This is a genomic window from Aliirhizobium wenxiniae (genome assembly GCF_019511445.1).
Lineage (GTDB): Bacteria > Pseudomonadota > Alphaproteobacteria > Rhizobiales > Rhizobiaceae > Neorhizobium > Neorhizobium wenxiniae_A.
In genome coordinates, this window is sequence record NZ_JAEUAN010000001.1 from 66,107 (window position 1) to 88,590 (window position 22,484).

A 22,484-nucleotide genomic window follows, 5' to 3' on the forward strand; every position below is an offset into this window, starting at 1 on the left:
CTTGCGAATATGGCGGTGGTGGCACTGGTCATTTCGCTGTGGTCCAATATTCGTCTTCCGGTCTTCGGCCGAAATCAATCTGCTCAACACTATGCTTTCGGTCTGCTGTTCGGGCTTGGCGCTATTGGCGCCATGTTGATCCCCTTCCAGCTCAATCCGGGTTTCTTCATCGATCTCAGAATGACGTTGATCGGGACTGCCGCTTTTATCGGCGGGCCGATCGCAGGACTGGTGACTGCGGGCATTACAACAGTCTTTCGCCTTTATCTGGGTGGTGCGGGCGTTTTGATCGGGCTTGTCGGCATTGCGCTGGCTTGCGCCGCAGGCCTTCTAGGGTATCGATTGAAGTCGGCGGAAGCGCCCGACCTGAAGGAAAGCCTGCTTTTCTCGCTGGTCATGGCTATCTGTGCAATGGCACCGGCCTTCATCATTGCGCTGGCGCAGGACATCTATAGCGGTCCACAGATCCGTCTGCCGTACATGACGCTCGTCTTCGTCGCGACGCTGATGGCTTGTCTTGCGCTCGGCAATGAAATCAGGCGGCGGGAGACGGAGGCGCGCAACCATATGTACCGCCACGTCATCGACAGCCTGCCGGAAGCGCTGAACGTGAAGGATCGCGACGGGCGGTTCATCATGGCAAATCCCGCAACTGCGCAGCTGATGCAGGCGGAAAATGCCAATGCGCTGATCGGGAAGACGGATTTCGATTTTTACTGCCAGGAAGTGGCCACGGCCTTTCGGAGCGATGAAGAGAAGGCACTGAAGGCCGAAATTCCGATAGTCGAGGAGCAGATGCTGGCCCGGATGGACGGCAGCAAGACCTATCTTTCCACCCTCAAGGCGCCGTTTACGGATGTCGATGGCAATATCATCGGACTGATCACCCACAGTCGCGATACGACGGACAAGAAACTGCTGGAAGCGGCGCTCGCACAAAGCGACCGGCGCGCTGCCGAGGCTTTGTCGAGCATTTCCGACGGTCTCGTCATGTTCGACAAGGATCTCACACTTGTTTTCTGCAACGAGCGCTACCGTTCGATGTTCTCCGTAACGGCGGATCTTCGCGTTCCGGGTACACCTGCCGCGGCCATCCTGTATGCCTCGATTGCTCGCGGCGAATTCGTCGGGATCCCGCAGGAACAGGTCACCCAGTGGGTGGACACTGCGCTTTCTCGGCTGAGACAAGGCGGCACCGTGCAATTCCCGCTTGCCGATGGGCGCTGGATCGAATCACGCACGCGCCCGACACCGGAAGGTGCCTGTTTCGTCATCTGCTCGGATATTACCGCATCGAAGCAGCACCAGCTCGAGCTGCAGAACATGAATGACCGGCTTTCGGTACTCGCCGAAACCGACAGTCTGACCGGCCTTTTGAACCGGCGTGCCTTCGATGCCGTGATGGCTGACGAGCTTGCCAGAGTGGAGCGTGGCGACAGTTCGCTCTCCTTGCTGATGATCGACGTCGATTACTTCAAGCGCTTCAACGACACCTATGGCCATGGCGCAGGTGATTCCTGCTTGAAAAGCGTGGCGGACTGCCTTCGTGCGACCGCGCGTCGGACGGATGACCGGGCCGCCCGTTATGGTGGCGAGGAACTGGCGCTGATCCTGCCGGATACCGACGAAAAGGCGGCCGTCGTTCTTGCGGAGGAATTTTGCGAGCGGCTGCGTGACCTGCGTATTCCCCATACCGGAAGCGACAAGGGGATCGTTACCGTCAGCATAGGCGTCGCCACGCTTGCGCGCGGTTCTCTCCCGACGGATGCCGCGCGCCTTATCGCCCGAGCCGACGAGGCTCTTTATACGGCGAAACGAGATGGCCGTGACGGCGTCAGACTGTGGGAACCGAGCCGCCCGCGCATCGTACATTCGGATGGCGGGCGCACGTAAGCTTCGGTCCACAAGCCTTTCAGACGCGAGGGAGAGGCTGCGTGAATTGTTTTCTGCGGCTTTTCTGCAAAATCCCTGGAAAGCCAAGTGCGGCCTTCCAGTTGATCAGTATCCGCAGCCCTTCAACTGCGCCGCATACCGGGCAGCCACTCCGGCGGATTTCTGCGCGGTCTGCTTCAGGCTGCCGCTGAAATTGCCGCGCTCATATCCTGCATGCCCGGAATAGTAGGCGAGATAGAGATTGTAGGCATCATTTCGGGCAATGCCGTTCCGGGTGGATGTCTGGTTGTGGTACCAGCCGACAAACCGGATCGCATCACCGAAGTTGTTCCTGCGTGCGGCCCAGCGGCCCGTGGCGCGCTGATAGGTTTCCCATGTGCCATCGAGCGCCTGGGCGTAACCATAGGCGGATGATGCCCGTTTGCCGGGAATGAAGCCAAGGAACCATTTGCGCGGCGGCCGGGCATTGGGCCGGAAGCTCGATTCGACATAGATCGTCGCCATCAGGATCGGTACGGGCACGCCGTATTCGCGCTCGACCGCACGGGCCTGACGCTGCCAATTGTTGAAGAAGCCGTCCCTCTGGTCGAAAATCGCGCAGACATTCGATATCCTGCTCGGCGCGCTGGCGCAGCCGGCAAGAGAGAGGAGCGCGATGAAAAACGCAATACGCATCGCAGAAACTCGGGTCATGCCCGATAGATGACTCTTAAGATTTAATGAAAAGTTTAAGGACTGCGTGTTCTGCCGACTTGTGAACAGCGCGGCTCTCACCATGCGGTCATCAGCAGGGTTTCTGCGGCAAAGCGCCACGTCGTGCACTCACGCGCATTTGATAATAGTCAAGCATGAAGGTGGGCCTCGAAGGTCCTGTTGGGGAAGCATGCATGTCCAAGCGCAGTTTTTCGTTTCCGGTCGCTGATGTCAGAGCGCGTGCGCTCGGTGAGATCCATGCGCGCCCCTATACGTTGCTGCCGTTGCCGCGGGTTATCTTCCAGCTGGCGTTCCTTACCGAAGCGAACATGGCGGCAGATCATGCCATTCTGGCGGAGCTCTCGCTGGGGCAGGGGGTGCCGGCACCGTCTCCCGATACCAGCCATCACACGATGACCTGGGGCAGCGGGACCCTGCGCTGGGAACGGCATACGGAGTTCTCGACCTATTTCTGGGACACGCCGGCTCCTGCCGCATTCGGTGCTGAGATCCCGGTCAATCCTTTCGGTGCAAGCTTTGCTGCGCCCGGTCCGTTTATTTCCGGTGTCCGCATCGAAGTTCGGCCGGCCGGCGACGACATGTCGGATATCACCGCCCGTTTCGACCCGACCAGCCTCTGTCAAAGCATGGTCGCCGACAACAAGGCGACGCTGATCACCGATTTCCGTCAGGATGGCGACGGGCTGACAAAATTCCTGATCCTCGATCATGGCATGACCGATGCGGCGCGCGGCATGCTCGTGCAGCGTATTCTCGATATCGAGACCTATCGTACGCTGGCGATGATGGGACTGCCGATGGCGCAGAGCCTTTCGCCGGAAATCCGGCAGTTCGAGGCGCGGTTTACCGCGATCACTCAACGCATGAAGCAGCACGCCCGTGACGAGGCGGACGACATGCTGCTAGAAATCACGACGCTGGCAGCCGAGCTGGAAGCCAATGCCGCTTTCAGCCTCTATCGGTTCGGCGCAAGCCGCGCTTATAACGACATCGTTCTTGACCGCGTCGGCATGCTGGCGGAAAAGGCCTTGGCCGGCAGCGAGACGCTCGGAGCCTTTCTTCACCGCCGTCTGGCACCGGCAATGCGAACCTGTCAGTCGGTCGAAGAGCGGCAGGTGAACCTGTCGCGCAAGCTGACCCGCGCCACGGCGTTGCTGCGCAGCTGGATCGATGTCGACCTGCAGAAATTCAATACCGAAATCCTCGCATCCATGGACAAGCGGGCCCATCTTCAATTGCGCCTGCAGCAGACGGTCGAAGGGCTGTCGGTGGCCGCGATTTCCTATTACGTGATCGGGTTGGTCGGTTATCTTGCCAAGCTGCTGCACTATACCGGTTCGACCATCACACCGGAGGCGCTTACGGGAGCTTCCGTGCCTTTTGTCGTCATTGCGATATGGCTGCTCGTCCGGCGTATCCGCAACCGGCATGACGATGACGGCACCCGCAAGCTCGGCTGGCGTCAACGTCGCGCGCAGGCGCGTGAGAGCGACAAGCAGACGGTTGTCTGACGTCCATCAAATGGGAGCGCCATCTCTCCTGTGCCAAGGTGGGAAAAACTGGGATTTCAATAAAATTGCATCTTTCCATTTAAGCCGCCGAAAAGCTGTGGGGCCTAATTTCGTGCCAGAACGAAACGCGATGGCCGCAGAGTCGTCCGTAAAACAGGGTTCAGGCAATGATCAGGAAGCTCATTATTTCGGCGGCCGTTCTGACCGCGCTCATCTACGGCAAGGAAGCCAGCGCTGCCGGTCCGGCCAGTTTTGCGCGTGATCTTGCCTCTGTCGTCGTCAGTCAGGCCGATGCCGGTTATGCGATCGATGAAGTCGACGCCTATCTGGGCATGTTCGCTATCGAAGAGGCCAAGCCCGCGGTGCAGCAGGATTGTTTCGACTGCATCGATATCTGACGCAGCCTGTTGCGCTATTTCCGACGGTTAGTCCGTACTTTGCCGACGTCTGATGCTTGACGCGTAGGCGAGAAAAAAGCGGCACCTCAGGTGGTGAGAGCCGGCTTTCCCCGTTCCGCTATTGCAATGCCAACCATGGCCAGAACCAGTGCGGCTACGTGAAAGAGCTGCAGGTGTTCGCCGAGGATGACGACCGATAGCAGTGTGCCGAAGACCGGCACCAGATTGATGAACAGACCGGCGCGGTTGGCTCCGATTTCCGCAACGCCGAGGATATAGAAAACCTGCGCTACCAGGGATGCAAAAACCGCCGTGTATAGCGCCACGATCCAGCCAGTCGTATCCGGCCAGATCATGTTGCCTGCGGAATATTCCCAGAATGCCAACGGAACGCTGAAAATGAGCGCGAAAAGCGCGGGCACCGCCATAAGGCTCTTCCAGCTGATCGGTGGGCGCCACCGCAGTGCGATCGTGTACATCGCATAGGCAGCGATCGCTATGATCATGATCGCGTCGCCGAAATTGACCGTCAGGGTGAGGAGTGTCGCAATATCTCCATGGGCCGCTGTCAGCAGAGCGCCAATCGCGGTGAGACCGAACCCCAGTATCTGCAGCCAGGATACTTTCGTCCTGAACAAGACGAAATTCAGGGCGAATATCAATGCTGGAATGAGGGTCTGCTCGACCGTGACATTGATCGCGCTGGTGTAGGTGACTGCCGTGTAAAGCACGGCGTTGAACACGACGTAACCCACGATGCCGAGAAATGCGAGGACGGGAATGTGTTTGCGGATCACGGGCCAATCGCGGCGTAGATCCTTCAGCGAGATCGAGAAGATGATGACGACCGCGAAGAACCAACGCCAGAATGTCAGCATCATCGGGCTGATGTGACCGATCGCAAGCTTGCCTGCGACGGCGTTGCCGCCCCAGCACAAGGTGGCGACGATGAGAAAAAGATATGCACGGCGATGCATCGCACTCACTCACACGTCGATGCAACGGCGTGTCCGATTGAACTATGGTGATGAGGATTAGCGTTCTGTTTCGGTCTTTGTCACGCAAAAACCTTGTCGCAGTCACAAACAGGTCGCTTTCCTCACGGCAAGGCATTATAGATGCGCGCGTTTGTGGAGCCGTTGGCCATGGCTGACCGGCATTCGAGAAAAAGAACTGGTGTTAAGCTCGCCGTCGATCGGGGTCATGGACCACTTGACGGGCGGGGTCGTCCAAAGGGCAGGAAGCAGATATGACGAACTGTGTAGTCGTAGGTTCGCAATGGGGTGATGAGGGCAAGGGCAAGATCGTCGACTGGCTCTCGGAGCGCGCCGACATCGTTGTGCGCTACCAGGGCGGTCACAATGCCGGCCATACGCTCGTCATCGACGGTGTAAGCTACAAGCTGTCGCTTCTGCCTTCCGGCGTCGTGCGTCCGGGCAAGATGGCCGTCATCGGCAACGGCGTCGTTGTCGATCCGCACGCGCTGATTGCCGAAATGGGCCGGCTCGCTGCCCAGGGCGTCAAGGTTACCCCGGAAAACCTGCGAATCGCTGAAAATGCCACGCTGATCCTGTCGCTGCATCGTGAGCTTGACGGCATGCGTGAAGATGCAGCCTCCAATAGCGGCACCAAGATCGGCACGACCCGTCGCGGTATCGGCCCGGCCTACGAAGATAAGGTCGGCCGTCGCGCCATCCGCGTCATGGATCTGGCCGACCGCGATGCGCTGGAAGCCAAGGTCGAGCGTATTCTCACCCATCACAATGCTCTTCGCCGCGGTTTCGGTGCTCCTGAAGTCGAGCACAAGGACATCATGGAGGAACTGACCTCCATCGCCGAGACCGTTCTGCCGTTCATGGATAGCGTCTGGCAGCTGCTCGACAAGGAGCGCCGCAAGGGTTCGCGCATTCTGTTTGAAGGCGCTCAGGGCTCGCTGCTCGATATCGACCACGGCACCTATCCGTTCGTCACCTCGTCGAACACGGTTGCCGGCCAGGCCGCTGCCGGTTCCGGCATGGGCCCGGGTTCGCTCGGTTATATCCTCGGCATCACCAAGGCCTATACGACTCGCGTCGGCGAAGGCCCGTTCCCGACCGAACTGACGGACGAAATCGGCCAGTTTCTTGGGGAAAAAGGACATGAATTCGGCACGGTGACGGGCCGTAAGCGTCGTTGCGGCTGGTTCGATGCGGCTCTCGTGCGCCAGTCGGTTGCGACCAACGGCATTACCGGCATCGCGCTCACCAAGCTCGATGTCCTCGATGGTCTCGAAGAGCTGAAGATCTGCGTCGGTTATATGCTGGACGGCCAGAAAATCGATTATCTGCCGGCTTCGCAGGCCGCTCAGGCCCGTGTCGAGCCGATCTACATCACGCTCGAAGGCTGGAAAGAGTCGACGGTTGGTGCGCGCACCTGGGCGGAACTTCCTGCTCAGGCGATCAAATATGTGCGTCAGGTCGAGGAACTTATCGGTGCTCCGGTCGCTCTGTTGTCCACAAGTCCAGAACGCGACGACACGATACTTGTGACCGACCCGTTTGAAGATTAATGTCAAGAAATGATTATCCATTCGGCCGACTAATGCCGGCTACCATGAGAAAGTGCTGATGGCTGATTTTGTAGCGGTGATCCGCCGCGCTGTTGACGGTTTGGCGACCAACACGCCCGAGGCGCGCACGCGAGTTTATGAAAAGGCTCGCGGTGCCGTCCAGCGCCAGCTTGAGAATATGAAGCCACGCCCGCCGGAGGAGATGCTGCGGCGGCAGATGGACAAGCTGGAAGCAGCCATCGTCGAGGTGGAGACCGAGCATTCCGAAGCGCTTCCGGCTGAGCCGGAGGTCGCTGTCGCGCCTGCACCGGTGCCCTATCAGGCGCCGGAACCTGTCGAGGAGCAGGCTGACGAGCCGGTAGCCGCCGCAGAGCCCGCTCCGGTGGAAGACTATGCCGATCAGCATTCTCATGCGGAGCCCTATCGCGAGGAGGAGCCGGTTGCGGCGGAACCCGTCGCCGAAACCTACCACGCAGCGGAAAGCTATCGGGAAGAGGCTTATCAGGAGGAGCCGGCACATTCGGAGCCCGCCGCCGAGACGGTCGAACACGACTGGCGTGAGACGCCTGCAGAGCCGGCCGTCGAGCGTTATGGCGACTGGCGCGATGATGTTCCCGAGGAGAAGGCCGAATATCAAGAGCCGGCCGCTGTAGAGGAAACGAGTTACACCTATCCGGATGCCGCGCAGGAAGAGATTTCTCCGGTCGCTGAAGAGCGCCACGAGACGCCATCCTTCGCCGAGCAGGAAGCCGCTTCTGCCGAATGGCAGGTTGAACATCATGCTCCGGCCCAGGATTACGTGACGCCGGAAAGCGTGTCGCCTGATCATGGCACATGGGCCGAGCGCGAACCCGAACCTGTCCAGCCGACGGAAGATCAGCGCGCTGCGTCGGTATGGGACGAGGTCGATGGCCTTACCCGCCATCTCGATGCAGGTCAGCGCAGCGAGCCAGTTGCCGCACATTTCGGCGAGGAGATGCGGGCGTCCGCAGAACCTGTCCGCATGCCGCCAGCCGCCGATATGCCGCAAACCTCGCCGCAGACGAATGATAGTCCGGCAGACGAAGATCCGTTCGCGGCCTATGTGAACGCCCAACCTTCCGCGCCTGATCAGCCTTCTTCCGCGCAGTCGCCCGTAAAGGCGCAACCGCAGCAGGATGAGCGTGATCCGTGGAGCGATCTGGAAGATCTGATCGGCTATACGAAGGATGCTCCCGCTTCCGAACAGAAGCCGCAAAAGGCGGCTGAAGACGACGATTTCAGCGACCTGCTGTCGCCGCCGGCCAAGCCTTACCGCGTTACCCCGGTTCGCAAGCGCAACTATGCCGGCTTGGCTCTTGGCCTGCTTGGCCTGATTATTGTCGGTGGTGGTGCTTACGGCGCATGGACGTATCGCGACCAGCTCAACGATCTGGTTGGTGGGCTCATGCCGTCGAACACCAGCAGCAGCGAGACGGTCGAGCAGACGCCTTCTGCCAGCGCTCCGGCCGATTCGACTGCGCCTTCAGCACCTTCGCCGCAGGCCTCCGCTGATCAGCCACAGCAGAGCACACCGGCCCAGCCACAGGCGAATACTCCGCCGCCGGCTGATGGTTCGTCGACGGCCACCAAGTTTACGCAAAGGCTTCTGGAAAATGGTTCCGAAGTCGATGCAGGTCCGGGTGATGCCGGCAGCCTGGCGCAGAATGCCGAGGGCCAGTCGGTCGCGCAGCTCAATGCGCCGCCGGCCGATCCTGCGCCTGCAACGCCTTCTGCCGACGGTGCGGCTCCGCCTGCGAGTGGCGCTACGCCTGCGCCTTCAGCTTCGGGTGCTGTAGCCACCGAAGCACCGGCCGCTGCCGGCGAAAAGATGTTCCTCTATGAGGAGCGCATCGGCCAGACTGCGCCGACGGCGATCGAAGGCTCGGTCTCCTGGTCGCTACAGCGCGAACCCGCTCAAAATGGCGGTCCGGCAGAACCCGTGGTTCAGGGGCGCATCACCGTTCCGGGGCGTGGCCTGACGGCTCTTCTGACGGTCAAGAAAAACAGCGATTCGTCGCTGCCGGCGAGCCATCTGATCGAGATCGTCTTCGCGGTTCCGCCGGATTTCGAAGGTGGCGCTATCGACAGCGTTCTGCGCATTGCGATGAAGCAAACCGAGCAGGATCGTGGAAACGCACTGGTTGCCGTTCCGGCAAAGATCACCGACGATTTCCACATGATCGCACTCAACGACTTCCCGGATGCGCAGCGGACCAATCTCGAGCTCCTGAGAACCCGCAACTGGATCGACATCCCGCTTGCCTATCGCAACGGACGCCGCGCTCTCCTGACGTTGCAGAAGGGACCTGAAGGCGTGAAGGCCTTCGATGAGGCGATCCGCGAGTGGAGCCAGAACACGGGTGGCCAGACCGGCCAGTAAGTGTTGCGCATATGAGATCGAAAGGCCCGCGGGTTTGAAAACCTCGCGGGCTTTTTCTTTTCATGGGTTGCGAGCCGACCAAATGTCGCGCGGCGATATGCGCTAATGTCGCATTGACAATCATCAGCCTGGCGGTGATGAACTGCGGCCATGCGCTTCCTTCGGCACCTGATCAGAGACGGATTTTGCGGCGGCCCTCTGGCCGCGCTGATCGCTGTTCTTTTGGCGCTGCAGGCTCTGATAGGCGGCTTTGGTACGGGAGCGATGGCATTTGCCTCCTCCGCGGACATGATCATCTGTTCCACCGACAGTGCCGGTGATCATGCGCAGCATGGGGTTGGTCCGCATGCCGGCCATGGCGCGATGCAGGGTTCGGGTGAGCCGAAAAACGCCAAACACGCAAAGGATTGCTGCCTGACCGCCTGCCAGGTGGCGGCCGCGGTTCATGTCGGCATCCCGTCCAAGGCGCCGGCACCTGTCGGGCTGATCGCGATCGACGCGGCGGTTCTCGTCGCCGTTTTCGAGGCGTCTGTCACACCGCGAAAACTCGGTCTCAGTGGCGATGCAAGAGGGCCGCCAATTCATCCAGTCTGACGTCACCTTTCCTGCCGGTTTCTACCGGCTGTCGTCCTATTGGAGATCATCATGACCTTTTCCCGGATCGTCCTTCCGGTATCTCTGTGCGCAGCATCCATCCATGGAGGCGCATATGCAGGTTGAACCCGCGCAACCGACCTTTGCCACTATTCGACAGTTCATCACGCGCCTGCACTTCTATGTCGGCCTGTTCGTCGGGCCTTTCCTGCTGGTCGCGGCGGTAACCGGCACGCTTTACGTGCTGACGCCGCAGATCGAGAGCCTGCTTTACCGTGACCAGCTGGTGGCGCGCACTGTCGGCCCCGAGCGTCCGCTGTCGGAGCAGATCGCGGCCGCGCGTGTTTCGATCGGCGAGGGGCCAAGGCTGTTTGCCGTCAGGCCCGCGACTGCACCCGGGCTGACGACGCGGGTGATGTTCACCCAGCCGGATCTCGGCGAGTCCGAAACCCGGACTGTGTTTGTCGATCCGGCATCGCTGGCGGTGCAGGGGGAGATGATCACCTATGGTACGAGCGGCATTCTGCCGTTCCGCATCACGCTCGATTACCTGCATCGCAATCTGCTGCTTGGCGATATCGGGCGGCATTACAGCGAGCTTGCCGCGTCCTGGCTGTGGTTCTCGATCCTCGGTGGCTTGCTGCTGTGGTATTGGCAGCGAAACGTGACGCGATCAAAGACTGCCAAGGTCAGCAACTGGCAGCGTTCGCGCAGGCTCCACACGCTGATCGGCCTGTGGACGGCGCTGGGCCTGCTGTTCCTATCCGCCACAGGGCTTACCTGGTCGCGCTGGGCGGGTGGCAATATCGATACGTTCCGCAATGAGGTCGGCTGGATCACGCCGGCGATCACGACGGCGCTCAATCCGCAGGCGGAAGCGCCGGTGCTCGGCGAGCATGCGGCGCATGGCATGGGTGCTGCGGTCGAGACGGCACCTGCGGTTTCCGAAGCGGATATGATTGCCCGTTTTGATCGAGTAGTCGCATCCGCCCGTGCCGTTGGTATCGATTCACCGATGATCGAGATCCGTCCGCCGAGGACCGTCGACCAGGCATTCCGTGTCAGCGAGTATGATCGCAGTTGGCCGACGCAGGTCGATACGATCGCCATCGATCCGACCAGTTTCAACATCACGAGCCGGGCCGATTTCGAAACCTTCCCGATCGTCGCAAAACTGATCCGCTGGGGCATCGATGCGCATATGGGCGTGCTCTTCGGTGTCGCCAATCAGGCGCTGATGGCAGCATTCGGCATCGCACTGACGGCGATGATCATCTACGGTTACCGCATGTGGTGGCTGCGTCGTCCCGCACCCGGCAGTTCGCCGCGTACGTTGATCCGGAGCTTTTCCTACCTGCCGCCCGTTGCCAAGATCTGTGCACTGGCGGTGGCTCTTGTCTTCGGTATCGCCCTGCCGGTAATGGGTGTCAGCCTGCTGGTCTTCCTGCTGATCGATTTCTTCCGCGCGGCACTGGCGGAGATGATGGCGGCCGAACAGCGCAACATGCCGCCGGGCATGCGCTGAGGCGGGAGACCGATGAATGAAACAAGCCCGCGGTGGTGGCCGTGGGCTTGTCGTTTATTGAGGTGATTTTCTGATCAATCAATCCGGCGAGCGGACGAGGATCTTGATCTGGCTCTTTTCCGCAACCAGCGTGTCAAAACCCTGAGATACGATGTCATCCAGTTCGATGCGCTTGGTCACCAGCTTCTCTGCCGAGAAATAGCCCTGAACCATCAGGTTCATGACGGCCGGGAAGACGTCGCGATAGGCGATCGTGCCCTTCAGGCTCTTTTCCTTCAGGACCACCGTGTTGGGCTGGAAGGAGGCTTCCTTTTCCCAGATCGAAACGATGACTGTTTCGCCCTCATAGCGGGTCGCGTCGATGCATTGCTGCAGGACGGCAGGAACGCCGGTAACTTCGAACGTGACATCGACACCGCCGGGCGTCAGTTCACGGATGCGCTCTGCGGCATTTTCCTTCGACGGGTCGATGATGCTGGTTGCGCCGAGTTCGATCGCCTTGGCGCCACGCTGCGGCGACAGTTCGACGACATGGATGGCGGAAGCGCCGGCGACCTTCAGGGCTTCGACCACGAGCAGGCCGATCGGGCCGGCGCCGAAGACGGCCGCGGTGCCGCCGGCCTTGAGGCTGGAAATCCGCACGGCATGCAGGGCGACCGCTGCCGGTTCCACGAGGGCGCCCTGTTCGAAGGACAGGCCCTCGGGCATCTTGTGAACCCAGCGCTCGCCAACAGTCGTATAACCGGCGAAACCGCCGCCGCCGCCGGACAGGCCGTGGAAGCCGAGATTGTCGCAGAGATTGTATTTGCCATGAAAGCAGGCGTCGCATTTTCCGCAAGCGAGGATCGGCTCGACCACCACGCGGTCGCCCGGCTTGACGCGCTCGACGCCTTCGCCAACCTCGGAGACTTCGCCGGAGAATTCGTGGCCCATGATGATCGGGGCGACGTCGTGGCTGACCGGATGCGGAGCCTTGACCGGTACGAAGATCGGACCAGCCACATATTCGTGCAGGTCGCTGCCGCAGATGCCGGCCCATTTGACCTTGATCTTGACCTGTCCGGCTGACGGCTTCGGCTCCGTGACTTCCTCGACGCGGATATCCTTGGCGCTGTACCAGCGTGCTGCTTTCATTGCTTTATTCTCCTCTAGGCTCTGACTTGCGCAGTCCGGTGGTTCTAGCGGGGAAGGGTGATCCACTTGATGCACGACCGCGCGACGACAAGTCGAAACCTGGCCAAAGTGTCGCATCCGTGAGACAGATGAAGGCACAAAAAAACCGCAACCCGAAAGTTGCGGTTCCTCTAAATTAGTCTTGTACTTCTAGCGCTTAGGCGTCGACCACGCGCAACGCCTGAGCCTGAGCGAGGGCTTCCTTCTGAACGGCGTCCTGCACCTTCTCAAAGGCGCGGACTTCGATCTGGCGCACGCGCTCGCGGCTGATATCGAATTCCGACGACAGCTCTTCGAGCGTGATCGGATCCTCGGTCAGGCGACGGGCCTCGAAGATGCGGCGTTCGCGATCGTTCAGCACGCTAAGCGCCTTGGCCAACATGCGGCGACGCGTGTCCAGCTCGTCCTGTTCGATCAGGACAGCTTCCTGGCTGTCTGAGTCGTCTACCAGCCAATCCTGCCACTGGCCGGATTCGCCTTCCGAAGCACGGATCGGGGCGTTCAGCGATGCGTCGCCGGAAAGGCGGCGGTTCATCGAGATGACCTCTTCCTCGGAGACGTTCAGCTTGGTGGCGATCTCGGCCACCTGATCGGGCTTCAGATCACCTTCGTCGATCGCCTGGATCTTGCCCTTGAGACGGCGCAGGTTGAAGAACAGGCGCTTCTGGTTGGCGGTCGTGCCCATCTTCACCAGCGACCACGAGCGCAGGATATATTCCTGGATCGAGGCCTTGATCCACCACATGGCATAGGTGGCAAGACGGAAACCGCGTTCGGCATCGAACTTCTTCACGGCCTGCATCAGGCCGACATTACCTTCCGAGACGACTTCGCCGATCGGCAGGCCGTAGCCGCGATAACCCATGGCGATCTTTGCCACGAGGCGAAGGTGGCTGGTCACCAGCTTGTGGGCGGCGTCGCGATCACCATGTTCTGCATAGCGCTTCGCAAGCATGTATTCCTGCTGCGGCTCCAGCATGGGGAACTTGCGGATTTCGTCGAGATAACGATTGAGACCGGCTTCGCCGGCGGTAATGGAAGGCAAAGTATTGCGGGCCATAAAGCACCCCTTTCCAAACGTTGTCGGCTCCCTCAGACGTCAACTGTCCTTGCTTGAAGGCGAACCGAATATGGCGCGGATCGTTCCCGATCCCGCACCAATGCAAGTGACAAATAAGTACGGCGGAACAGTGATTCAAGATATCACGAAGGCGTTATATCATTACGTTTTGGTAATGCTTCCGCGCCGTTTCGGGTCAGCGATAGATCCGTTCCGAAAGCGCGCGCATGCCTGACCTGACCATCATTTCATAGATCATCCGGCGGGCCATCGGATTGTGCAATCTTATTGCTTTCGAGCCGAGGAAATCGGTTTCGACATGGTCGAAGGCATGGAGGTCCGGCGCTTCATGGATGACACGGCAATAGAAATCGTGGAACTCCCTGCGGCAGACATAGGTCTTGTACTTTGTCATGCAGAAGGTTGCGAGCTCGTCCTGTCGCTGTCGCAGGACGTCGGTCACGCCGACCGTCACTTCCGGCCATGCCGGATTGAACGTATCGTCGAAAGCAATGATGCCGTGCGGGGCAAGTGTGTCGAGAGCTAGGGCGCTGTCGGAAACGACGTGATGCAGCATGTGGCCGCCGTCTATACTGAAAAAGCGCGTCTGGCCGATCTTCCCGGTTATGTCCTCAGGCCGAAGTTGGGTACTATCGCCGCGGATAAGCAGATCCTGATCCACCGGCAGGTGAAGCCGCTCTCCATTCTCGATGAAACGGCTATATTGCGTCACGGTCTCGTCTGCTTCCTGGTCGATATCGAACAGATCGATGGCGAGGATTTTTTCGCTGCCGCCGCATACTTTTCTGAACAGGAAATAGGAGCGGCCGTAGAAGACGCCGATTTCGGCGATGCCGCCGCTCAATTGATGTGCGTTCTGGGCCTGAAGCAAAGCCAGAAAGACGAGCGCATCCGGCGGGTCGATATAGCCCTCGACCGTCTGCAGATCCTTGAAGATGAATTTCCGGATATCTGCATTCATGCTGCCGGTATTCCGAATGCGCGTGCGTCGATGCGACGAAGATGAAATCTTCGTATCTTGACTATTCATTCTGCGCTGCAGCAATCGAGAGAAATTGAGCAAAACTTTGTCGCCCTTATTGAAGAGTCAATCTCCATTCATATTCAAGTAAATAAGTACATTTTTCAGTATTCAAGATAAATTCTGTTTTATAATTCTAACGGCTTCCGTTTTTATTGATTATGACTCGGGATTTAAGTTTGTTTCCTGCTTTTTTCTCGGATTGTGATGCAGGGTCGAGGATCCTAGATCCTCGACCCTGCATCACTCTTGAAATCGACGTCGCGCTAGCGGCCGTGTCTTTCCAGGTCATGTGCGGTGCTTCGCCGATAACGGCTATATCCGCCCCAGGCCTGGCAGCGGGAGATGCCGATATCCTTGAGTTGTTTGTCGTTCAGCTCCATAAGCGCCAATGCCGTGCGGCGTCGCCGCATCCATGCGAGAAGCCGACGGGCAAGCCGGGTCAGCGGATTTCCTTCGGATGACGGTGTGGTGCCGGTATTTCCGTCATCGTCAGGCGGCAGGGCGAAAGCATAGTCTACGGGCTCCGGCGCGCGGCCAAAGGCCGCCCGGTTTTCGTTTTTCATGATGTCCTCCTGGGGTGATCGGCCTCGATTTATCGGGCCGGGGAGGGGCGGCCGTTCGGCCGCTCCGTTCTCTTCAAAAGATCAGTGGCCGGAGTGGGCCGCCGTTGCAGCAACTGCGCGGGCCGCAGCCTCTGCCTCACGCAAAACGGTGGCACATTCCTCGCAGCAGACTTCGACGGTCTTTCCGCCGATTTTGACGGCAATGCGGGTGTCGTCGAGTTCGCAGTCGCAGACGGCGCAGGTATTGTCCTTCATCTCATCTCTCCAGTGCTCAATGTTGATGCCGAGAGGAAACACCGTCGGGAGATTCTGCGCTGTCAAAATCTTTAGCGATCTGCCTCCCAAGTTACTGGTCCGTCGATCTGGCTGTCGCGCTATCTCAGTCCGGCGAAGCGCTGGAATTCCGCCGGGGTGCGCCCATAGGCCTGCCGGAAGGACGAGGAGAAGTGGCTGTGGCTGGAAAAGCCGAGATCGAGCCCGAGTTCTGTCAGGTCATCATAGCTGCCGAGCAGATCCAGTGCGCGGGCCAGCCTGAGCCGCAACTGGTATCGATAAAGCGGCATGCCTTCCACCTTGCGGAAGACCTGAGTGAGATAGACGGGTGAAACGCCGGTCTCTTTCGCGATCTCCGACAATGTCCAGCGGCGAGCGAGATCGGAGGAAAGCAGGAGTTTCGTGCGGTTGACGAGTTTCTGGGTGCTGAATCCAAGTGTCGGAGGACGTGCGGTCCGTTCACCGACAGAGCGGCGGACAAGCGTAAGTGCCAAGGCCTCGCCCTCCAGCGGCTCGGCCGTGCGGCTGAGCAGGCTGTGACGCAGCAGGGCTACCTGTGCCTGCGCGCGTGCATCGATGCCGAGGCGCTGCTTGTTGAAGGCAAAGCTTTTTTGCGGGCGGCGATGGGCGTCGGGCACGATTTCATCGAGCAACGCTTCCGGCAGGTTGACGCTGATCGAGGCGTCTCCACCCTCGACCGGATGGCTGATCCGGTAGATGTCGCCCTTGTTGAAGAACAGGACCTGGCTTGCTTCCGCCACCGCCTCGTCATCGCCAATATGGCGCATGAAGACGCCGCGATAGGGAAAGACGAGGCACGTATTATCGGCCGTCTCCTCTTCACTCAGGTGCCGGCATGCGCCATCGCAGATCACATCCCAAACCGTGACGAGATCTGTCTCCAGCAGCTTTGTCGATTGCATGTGGCTCACGGACATGGCGTGCTCCCGGTGATCGTCGCCGAGATATACGCCTGTTCGTGTTTTGTTTCCATCCCGGATTTATGGAAGGCAGCGCTGTACTGAAGACAGCACTCCGCCTTTTCCGGGCTTGCCTCAGCCGCGCAGTGCCTCGATCAAAGCTTCCATGTCATCGGGCGTCGGCGCTTCGAATTCCATGATCTCGCCGGTTCGGGGATGTTCGAAGGCGAGCAGGAAGGCATGCAGTGCCTGTCGCGGGAAGGCAGCGATGACGCTTCTCGCCGGCTCCGGCAGACGGTTGGCCTTGGTCCTGAAGCCGCCGGAATATTCCGGGTCGCCAACCAGCGGATTGCCGACATGGGCCATGTGAACGCGGATCTGGTGTGTGCGGCCCGTCTCAAGCCGGCATTCGATCAGGGAGGCGAGTGCCGTCGCGTCTGGCGTTTCCTGAAAGCGCTCCATCACCTCGTAATGGGTGACCGCATGGCGGGCGTCAGCGGAATCCTCGCGCTTGACAGCGCGTTTGGTGCGGTCGCCCGTGGCGCGTCCGAGCGGCGCGTCGATCGTGCCCTTCAGCTGGCTGGGGCGGCCCCAGACGATGGCCTGATAAGCGCGTTCGAGATCGCCGGAACGGCCGTGGTCGGCAAACTGCTCGGCGAGGTGGCGGTGGGCGATATCGTTCTTGGCGGCGACCATGACGCCGCTCGTCTCCTTGTCGAGGCGGTGGACGATCCCAGGGCGCTTGACGCCGCCGATGCCGGAAAGGCTCGCGCCGCAATGGTGGATGAGCGCGTTCACCAGCGTGCCGGTCCAGTTGCCGGCACCGGGATGCACCACGAGGCCGGCCGGTTTGACGATAACGATCAGGTCATCGTCTTCATAGAGAACCTCGAGCGGAATATCCTCGCCCTTGGGCTCCGGATCCTCGGGTTCGGGCTGAATGAGTTCAATCACATCACCGGGCTGAACCTTCTTTTTCGGCTCCGTGACGACCTTGCCGTTGATCGAAACCGCGCCTTCCTCGATCAGCGCCTTGATGCGGCTGCGGGACAATTCTCCGTCAACCTGCGCCGCCAACCAGGCATCCAGCCTGCCGCCGTCGTCTTCGCCGGCATTCAGGACTTTCCTTGGCTGCCCGGCTTCGCTAAAGGTCTCGCTCATTCAATCATTCCGTTTAAAGGACAGTTTATGCCGCAGCCCGATCTAGAGGAAAACGAACAGCCACTCGATCCGGTCATGGAGCGTATCCGCCAGAAGATGGTGCGCCTGCAGCTTATTTCGGGCGGTATCTTTGTGGTGTGCTTTATGGCGGTCATCGCCGCCATTGTCTACAAGATCTCCCAGCGCCCGGAAGCGCCTGCGGTTGCCGCTACTTCCGGTGGTTTCTCGGTTCCTGCCGATCACCCGCTCGTCGCAACTGCGGCACTGCCGCCGGGCTTCGATATCCAGCAGGTTTCGCTTTCCGGAAGCCAGGTGCTGTTTTACGGTGCCTTGAACGGCACGCCGAAGCTTTTCATCTTCGACCTTACGGTCGGCCGCGTGATTGCCGACGTAACGGTCGGCCAGGGCCGCTGATGACTGTGATCCGCATCGAGCATGCGGACGATCCCCGTATCGACGAGTTCCGCTCCATTCGTGAGCGGGATCTCGTCGGTCGGCATGGACGCTTCATAGCCGAAGGAACGGTGGTGCTGCGCATGCTGGCGGCGGCGCATAAGAGAGGCGGCGAGTTTTTAGCCGAGAAAATCCTTATCCTCGAAAACCGGCTTTCAGGCGTGGCCGAGATCCTGTCGGAGTTTCCCGCCGATGTGCCTGTCTATGTTGCCAACAGCACGGTTCTTGATGGCATTGTCGGTTTTCACCTGCATCGCGGCATTCTGGCGGTCGGCAGGCGGGTGAGGGAGCCGTCGATCTGCGAACTGCTTGCATCACTTCCCGAGCGCGCGCTGGTGGCGGCCGCAATCGGCATATCCAACCATGACAATATCGGCTCGATCTTTCGTAACGCGGCGGCTTTCGGTGTCAGCGCTGTGCTGCTGGATGAAAGCTGCTGCGATCCGCTCTATCGCAAGGCGCTCAGGGTGTCGGTCGGCGCCGTGCTGCAGGTTCCTTACGCGCGCGGCGGAACGATGCAGGAGCTTGTGTCCGGGCTTTTCGAAAACGGCTTTGCGGTCTGGGGGCTTTCACCTGCCGGACGCACTGAAATCCGCAAGGTTCAGGCTGCTCCGAGAATGGCGCTTTTGACCGGAAGCGAGGGGCATGGTTTGCCGCCTGAGTTGATGGAAAAGATCGAGACCGCCGGCATCGCGCAAGTGCCGGGCCTCGACAGCCTCAATGCCGCAACGGCAACCGGCATTGCGCTTTACCAGATCGCAAGCGCGCAAGAAATCATCTGAGGATTACTGGTCCGACGAAGGGCCACTGTTCGTGTCGAGCAGCGAGCGGGCGCGGGTCGCGAGGCTCTTGCGTTTACCGCTTGCGGGTTTTCCCGCAATCATGGCGTTGATCGGCGAGGTCTTGCCTTCGGATAACGACGTCATGGCCACCATGTTGGCGGCGATGGTTGCCATTTCCTCGCGCAACACCTCATCGTTGGCTGTGGTCTTGCCGTTCGAAATGCGCTCGGAGAGTGCTGTCGCACGGTTCCTGGCGTCTCCGGAAAGCTGGGTGATCCGGGCTTCGACATCCGTATCACTATCTATTTTCGCTGAAGACGTTTTGGGTGCGGGCTTGGCAGCCGTGCCGGCGTCCTGTTTTGCTGATGGAGTAGGGGTGGGGCCGGCTTGTGGCGTCATCTTTTCACGCAAACGGGCTATTTCCTCGTTGCGACGCTCGAGCGCCGTTTCCTTGTCGGTGCGCAGGGATACTTCCTTGGTCAGCTTGTCTTCCAGCTTGGTGGAGCGATATTCCGCGTTGGCCAGGCGTGTTTCGGCTTCCTTGGCTCTGGCCGTCTGGATGCGGACATCCTTGCGGAGGTTGTCTCGCTCTTCCCGCAGGGCGCTGACGCGGAATTTCAGGTTCTCGACTTCGGTCTCGCGTGTCGACAGGTCTATTCTTGTGTTGTCGCGCTTGGATACGAGAAGCTCGATCTGCTGTTTCAGCTCATCGATATCCATATCCTTGCCGATGCTCTGCTCTTCCGAGGCTTCCAGCGCTGCGGTCAGTTCGGCGATATGGCTTTCTTCCTGGCGCAGCTGCGATTTGAGATCGGAAGCCGCGACATCGAGATTTTCCGCGATGGCCTTCAGATCGATATTGTCTGCGGACAGTCTGCGAATCTCGTCCTTGAGATTGTCTCCCTGCAAGATCAGGGAGACGACCTTGTCCTTTTCCTGAATCAGTTCCTGCTTGGTACGGGCATTCTCCGCGGCATAGACGGCGCGCGCCATGTCGCGCTGGGCGCGCACTTCCTGCGGGCTGATCGGAACCGTGGCCCTGATGCGATTTTCAGTGAAGACAACGATCCGGCGGTGAATTGCCGGTGCAACCAGCATTGCAATCAGCAGGGCGCTCAAAAAGCCAAGGCCAAAAAGCAGAGCAAATTCGATCACGATCGAGCCGATTCGTTGTAGATATGCGGGAATACACGTTTAAGCATGCGGGCGAAGATGCATCAAGCACACTTCGCTGACGGTTGCTGCCAAGCCGTTGCGGAACTCAGAAAGGGTTCCAGGTCGGCGAACGGGTAAGCTTGAGATAGCCGATATTGACACCGAGACGCGCGCCGACACCGGTGCGGATCGGGACCAGGACGACGTTTTCATTGCGCAGCACGGTCATGCCGACGCCTGCAACGACAAAGGCGGAACCCGAGACGCCGCCGAAACGGGCATAGAGAGAATCGACCGAGGGCAGATCGTAGACGAGCATCATCACGCGCGTGCCCTGGCCCCCATAGTCGATGCCGAGCGACGGGCCCTGCCAGAAGCTCGGATGCTGGCCGGCATTCTTTGTGTAGAGCTGGCCTTCGCCGTAAGTCAGGCCGGCGATGAATGCGCCGGAGCCTTCCTGGCCGAGGATGTAGCCATTCGGCAGGCCGAATTTCTGGAAGGCGTTTTCCACGACCTTTGCCAGTCCGCCGCTGGTCGAACCGAAGAAGCCGTGACCAGCATCGACAACTTCCTGCAGCGAATATTGGCTGCTGTTCTGCTGCGCGGCAGCCGGCATTGCAGAAAGCCAGACGGCCGCAAAAGCGACGATCAGGGCTTTCAGGCGAAGGGCGAGAGCGGAGACGTGGAGGCGGCGCATGTTCAGGTCCGTTTTTAATTCGTCCATAGGGCGTAGCATCATGCTTCAGCTGGCACCATTCTGGCGAGATGATATTAACAACCAGTTAAGCATTTTAAATGCTAACGTGTTGATATCGTTCGCTATGAATATCACTGCTTGGTATCCGGTCCGATCTTTCCGTTCCTTCGGCGGGTAAACACCGCCTGTCGCGACAGCATCATACGCTCGCCGAACTTGTCTTTGTTGAGGCGCAAAACTGCGCCTGCATGGGGCGGAAAATACCGAAATAATACAAATCCGCGATCTTTGTCGTCTTCCTGCGTGTGTACTTAATGGTCAGTTTACCAAACGTAGTGTCAATATGCCGGCCTTATCGTTCCATCCCCACGCAATCTTGCCATGGCAAAGAGCGGCGATTGGCACCAGATGCATCAGGAGAATAGCATGCCGAAAAATCCCAATCTCACCCTTAGCGGTCCGGATCTGGCGGCACTCCTGTGCAGCCGCGTCTGCCACGACGTCATCTCGCCGGTCGGCGCGATCAATAACGGTCTTGAGCTTCTCGACGAGGGGGCTGCCGATGCCGACGCACTCGACCTGATCCGCACCTCTGCGACCAACGCGTCGGTTCGCCTGAAGTTCGCTCGTCTTGCCTTCGGCGCGTCCGGTTCGGTCGGTGCCTCCATCGATACCGGCGAGGCCGAGAAGGCTGCCAAGGATTTTGCCGTCGCGGAAAAGAAGACCGAAGTGACCTGGAATGGTCCGCGCGCGATCATTCCGAAGAACCGCGTCAAGCTGCTGCTCAACCTTTTCCTTGTCGCCTATGCCGGCATTCCGCGCGGTGGCTCCATCGATGTGACGCTGGAAGACCCGGAAGGAAACGCCCGGTTCGAGATCGTGGTCAAGGGCCGGATGATGCGCGTGCCGGCCAAGTTCGTCGAGATCTGCAGCGGCACACTGGAAGAGGCGGTCGATGCCCATTCCATCCAGCCCTACTATACCGTTCTTCTCGCAGAAGAGTCCGACATGGAGCTGAAGCATATCGTTGGCGAAGACAGGATTACGTTCATCGCCGAGATCGCTGCTGCCTGAAGCCATTTAAGCAAGTTTCCGGTGGCGCATGTGGGCCGCCGGAGCCGCTAACCTTTCGTTAGTCGCAGCGGGCTATATCTTAACGGTCGACCGCTTGACAGGTCGCTGAAGGGGAGCGGGTTATGCAGCGTCTGATGATCGCAGACAATTCCGATATTGTGCGAAAAGTCGGCAAGCGCATTCTGTCCGAACTCGGCTTTCTGATTGCCGAGGCCGGTGATGCGCACGAGGCGCTGCGTGGCTGCCAGGCCGAGCTGCCGAATTTCATGATCGTTGATGCGAGCCTCGACGGTGCCCTGGATCTGATTGCGGCCGTTCGCGCCCTGCCGAATGGCAAGGACGTCAAGATTTTCTACTGCGTCATCGAAGCCGATCTGAAGAAGATGATGGCCGGCAAGCGGGCAGGGGCCGATGAATTCCTGCTCAAGCCCTTCGATCGCAAGATCCTGACTTCGGTCTTTTCTCCCTATGCTGCTGCCGCCTGAAGGGGCGTCTTCTGATCACGGTGTTTTTTGCGGCGGCCTTCGGTCGCCGTTTTTGTTCG

The 22,484-nt window shown here is 59.6% G+C and carries 22 protein-coding genes; 11 read left to right on the forward strand and 11 right to left on the reverse strand.

The window, feature by feature from the left end; translation table 11 throughout:
- Positions 1 to 18 precede the first annotated feature (18 nt).
- Complete coding sequence (locus JNB91_RS00360; protein WP_220323534.1) at positions 19 to 1,893, forward strand: diguanylate cyclase; 1,875 nt, start codon at positions 19 to 21, stop codon at positions 1,891 to 1,893.
- 105 nt (positions 1,894 to 1,998) lie between these two features.
- Here JNB91_RS00360 and JNB91_RS00365 read toward each other — a convergent pair whose 3' ends face one another.
- A complete protein-coding gene (locus JNB91_RS00365; protein ID WP_220323535.1) occupies positions 1,999 to 2,568 on the reverse strand; it encodes a transglycosylase SLT domain-containing protein in 570 nt (189 codons plus the stop codon).
- 212 nt (positions 2,569 to 2,780) lie between these two features.
- Here JNB91_RS00365 and JNB91_RS00370 point away from each other — a divergent pair, with 212 nt between their 5' ends.
- Positions 2,781 to 4,118 carry a DUF3422 family protein gene (locus JNB91_RS00370; protein WP_220323536.1) on the forward strand — a complete coding sequence of 446 codons (1,338 nt, stop codon included), beginning with the start codon at positions 2,781 to 2,783 and terminating at the stop codon, positions 4,116 to 4,118.
- Between the two features lie 167 nt (positions 4,119 to 4,285).
- Positions 4,286 to 4,516: a hypothetical protein gene (locus JNB91_RS00375; protein ID WP_220323537.1), complete on the forward strand. Its 231-nt coding sequence runs from the start codon at positions 4,286 to 4,288 to the stop codon at positions 4,514 to 4,516.
- An 86-nt stretch (positions 4,517 to 4,602) separates the two neighbouring features.
- On the opposite strand, the gene JNB91_RS00380 is transcribed toward JNB91_RS00375, so the two are convergent.
- Positions 4,603 to 5,493, reverse strand: coding sequence for a DMT family transporter (locus tag JNB91_RS00380; RefSeq protein ID WP_220323538.1), 891 nt, complete (start codon positions 5,491 to 5,493; stop codon positions 4,603 to 4,605).
- Between the two features lie 272 nt (positions 5,494 to 5,765).
- On the opposite strand from JNB91_RS00380, the gene JNB91_RS00385 reads away from it, so the two are divergent.
- The 4 genes from JNB91_RS00385 to JNB91_RS00400 all read left to right on the forward strand — a co-directional run bounded on the left by JNB91_RS00385 (position 5,766) and on the right by JNB91_RS00400 (position 11,584).
- The gene (locus JNB91_RS00385) at positions 5,766 to 7,064 is read left to right on the forward strand and encodes an adenylosuccinate synthase (RefSeq protein WP_220323539.1); all 1,299 of its coding nucleotides are present in this window, start codon (positions 5,766 to 5,768) and stop codon (positions 7,062 to 7,064) included.
- 58 nt (positions 7,065 to 7,122) lie between these two features.
- Entirely contained in the window at positions 7,123 to 9,465 is a 2,343-nt protein-coding gene (locus JNB91_RS00390) for a hypothetical protein (protein ID WP_220323540.1), read from the forward strand.
- A 150-nt stretch (positions 9,466 to 9,615) separates the two neighbouring features.
- Positions 9,616 to 10,059: a DUF2946 family protein gene (locus JNB91_RS00395; RefSeq protein ID WP_220323541.1), complete on the forward strand. Its 444-nt coding sequence runs from the start codon at positions 9,616 to 9,618 to the stop codon at positions 10,057 to 10,059.
- Between the two features lie 115 nt (positions 10,060 to 10,174).
- Entirely contained in the window at positions 10,175 to 11,584 is a 1,410-nt protein-coding gene (locus tag JNB91_RS00400; protein ID WP_220323542.1) for a PepSY-associated TM helix domain-containing protein, read from the forward strand.
- A gap of 78 nt (positions 11,585 to 11,662) precedes the next feature.
- Here the strand turns inward: JNB91_RS00400 and JNB91_RS00405 are convergent, their stop codons facing one another.
- From JNB91_RS00405 to JNB91_RS00435, 7 genes are all read right to left on the reverse strand, one after another.
- Positions 11,663 to 12,718 carry a 2,3-butanediol dehydrogenase gene (locus JNB91_RS00405; RefSeq protein WP_220323543.1) on the reverse strand — a complete coding sequence of 352 codons (1,056 nt, stop codon included), beginning with the start codon at positions 12,716 to 12,718 and terminating at the stop codon, positions 11,663 to 11,665.
- 196 nt (positions 12,719 to 12,914) lie between these two features.
- On the reverse strand, positions 12,915 to 13,817 hold the full coding sequence (rpoH, locus tag JNB91_RS00410; RefSeq protein ID WP_220323544.1) for an RNA polymerase sigma factor RpoH: 903 nt from the start codon (positions 13,815 to 13,817) through the stop codon (positions 12,915 to 12,917).
- Between the two features lie 196 nt (positions 13,818 to 14,013).
- Positions 14,014 to 14,799 (reverse strand): class I SAM-dependent methyltransferase, encoded by a 786-nt coding sequence (locus JNB91_RS00415; RefSeq protein ID WP_220323545.1) that lies wholly within the window; start codon positions 14,797 to 14,799, stop codon positions 14,014 to 14,016.
- 326 nt (positions 14,800 to 15,125) lie between these two features.
- The gene (locus tag JNB91_RS00420) at positions 15,126 to 15,425 is read right to left on the reverse strand and encodes a DUF1127 domain-containing protein (protein ID WP_220323546.1); all 300 of its coding nucleotides are present in this window, start codon (positions 15,423 to 15,425) and stop codon (positions 15,126 to 15,128) included.
- An 81-nt stretch (positions 15,426 to 15,506) separates the two neighbouring features.
- Positions 15,507 to 15,680, reverse strand: coding sequence for a hypothetical protein (locus tag JNB91_RS00425; RefSeq protein ID WP_220323547.1), 174 nt, complete (start codon positions 15,678 to 15,680; stop codon positions 15,507 to 15,509).
- 119 nt (positions 15,681 to 15,799) lie between these two features.
- Positions 15,800 to 16,630 carry a helix-turn-helix transcriptional regulator gene (locus JNB91_RS00430; RefSeq protein ID WP_430736231.1) on the reverse strand — a complete coding sequence of 277 codons (831 nt, stop codon included), beginning with the start codon at positions 16,628 to 16,630 and terminating at the stop codon, positions 15,800 to 15,802.
- 123 nt (positions 16,631 to 16,753) lie between these two features.
- Positions 16,754 to 17,779 (reverse strand): RluA family pseudouridine synthase, encoded by a 1,026-nt coding sequence (locus JNB91_RS00435; protein ID WP_220323548.1) that lies wholly within the window; start codon positions 17,777 to 17,779, stop codon positions 16,754 to 16,756.
- A gap of 27 nt (positions 17,780 to 17,806) precedes the next feature.
- Here JNB91_RS00435 and JNB91_RS00440 point away from each other — a divergent pair, with 27 nt between their 5' ends.
- Together JNB91_RS00440 and JNB91_RS00445 are read left to right on the forward strand one after the other, a co-directional pair.
- Entirely contained in the window at positions 17,807 to 18,193 is a 387-nt protein-coding gene (locus tag JNB91_RS00440) for a hypothetical protein (RefSeq protein WP_220323549.1), read from the forward strand.
- Positions 18,193 to 19,014: a TrmH family RNA methyltransferase gene (locus tag JNB91_RS00445; RefSeq protein ID WP_220323550.1), complete on the forward strand. Its 822-nt coding sequence runs from the start codon at positions 18,193 to 18,195 to the stop codon at positions 19,012 to 19,014. Before JNB91_RS00440 ends, JNB91_RS00445 begins: the two co-directional genes overlap by 1 nt.
- A gap of 3 nt (positions 19,015 to 19,017) precedes the next feature.
- Here JNB91_RS00445 and JNB91_RS00450 read toward each other — a convergent pair whose 3' ends face one another.
- Together JNB91_RS00450 and JNB91_RS00455 are read right to left on the reverse strand one after the other, a co-directional pair.
- Positions 19,018 to 20,169, reverse strand: coding sequence for a hypothetical protein (locus JNB91_RS00450; protein ID WP_220323551.1), 1,152 nt, complete (start codon positions 20,167 to 20,169; stop codon positions 19,018 to 19,020).
- A gap of 106 nt (positions 20,170 to 20,275) precedes the next feature.
- Positions 20,276 to 20,785, reverse strand: coding sequence for a DUF1134 domain-containing protein (locus JNB91_RS00455; RefSeq protein ID WP_394344639.1), 510 nt, complete (start codon positions 20,783 to 20,785; stop codon positions 20,276 to 20,278).
- A gap of 507 nt (positions 20,786 to 21,292) precedes the next feature.
- Here JNB91_RS00455 and chpT point away from each other — a divergent pair.
- Both chpT and JNB91_RS00465 read left to right on the forward strand, forming a co-directional pair.
- A complete protein-coding gene (gene chpT, locus JNB91_RS00460) occupies positions 21,293 to 21,940 on the forward strand; it encodes a histidine phosphotransferase ChpT (protein ID WP_220323553.1) in 648 nt (215 codons plus the stop codon).
- 122 nt (positions 21,941 to 22,062) lie between these two features.
- On the forward strand, positions 22,063 to 22,425 hold the full coding sequence (locus JNB91_RS00465) for a response regulator (RefSeq protein ID WP_220323554.1): 363 nt from the start codon (positions 22,063 to 22,065) through the stop codon (positions 22,423 to 22,425).
- Positions 22,426 to 22,484 lie beyond the last annotated feature (59 nt).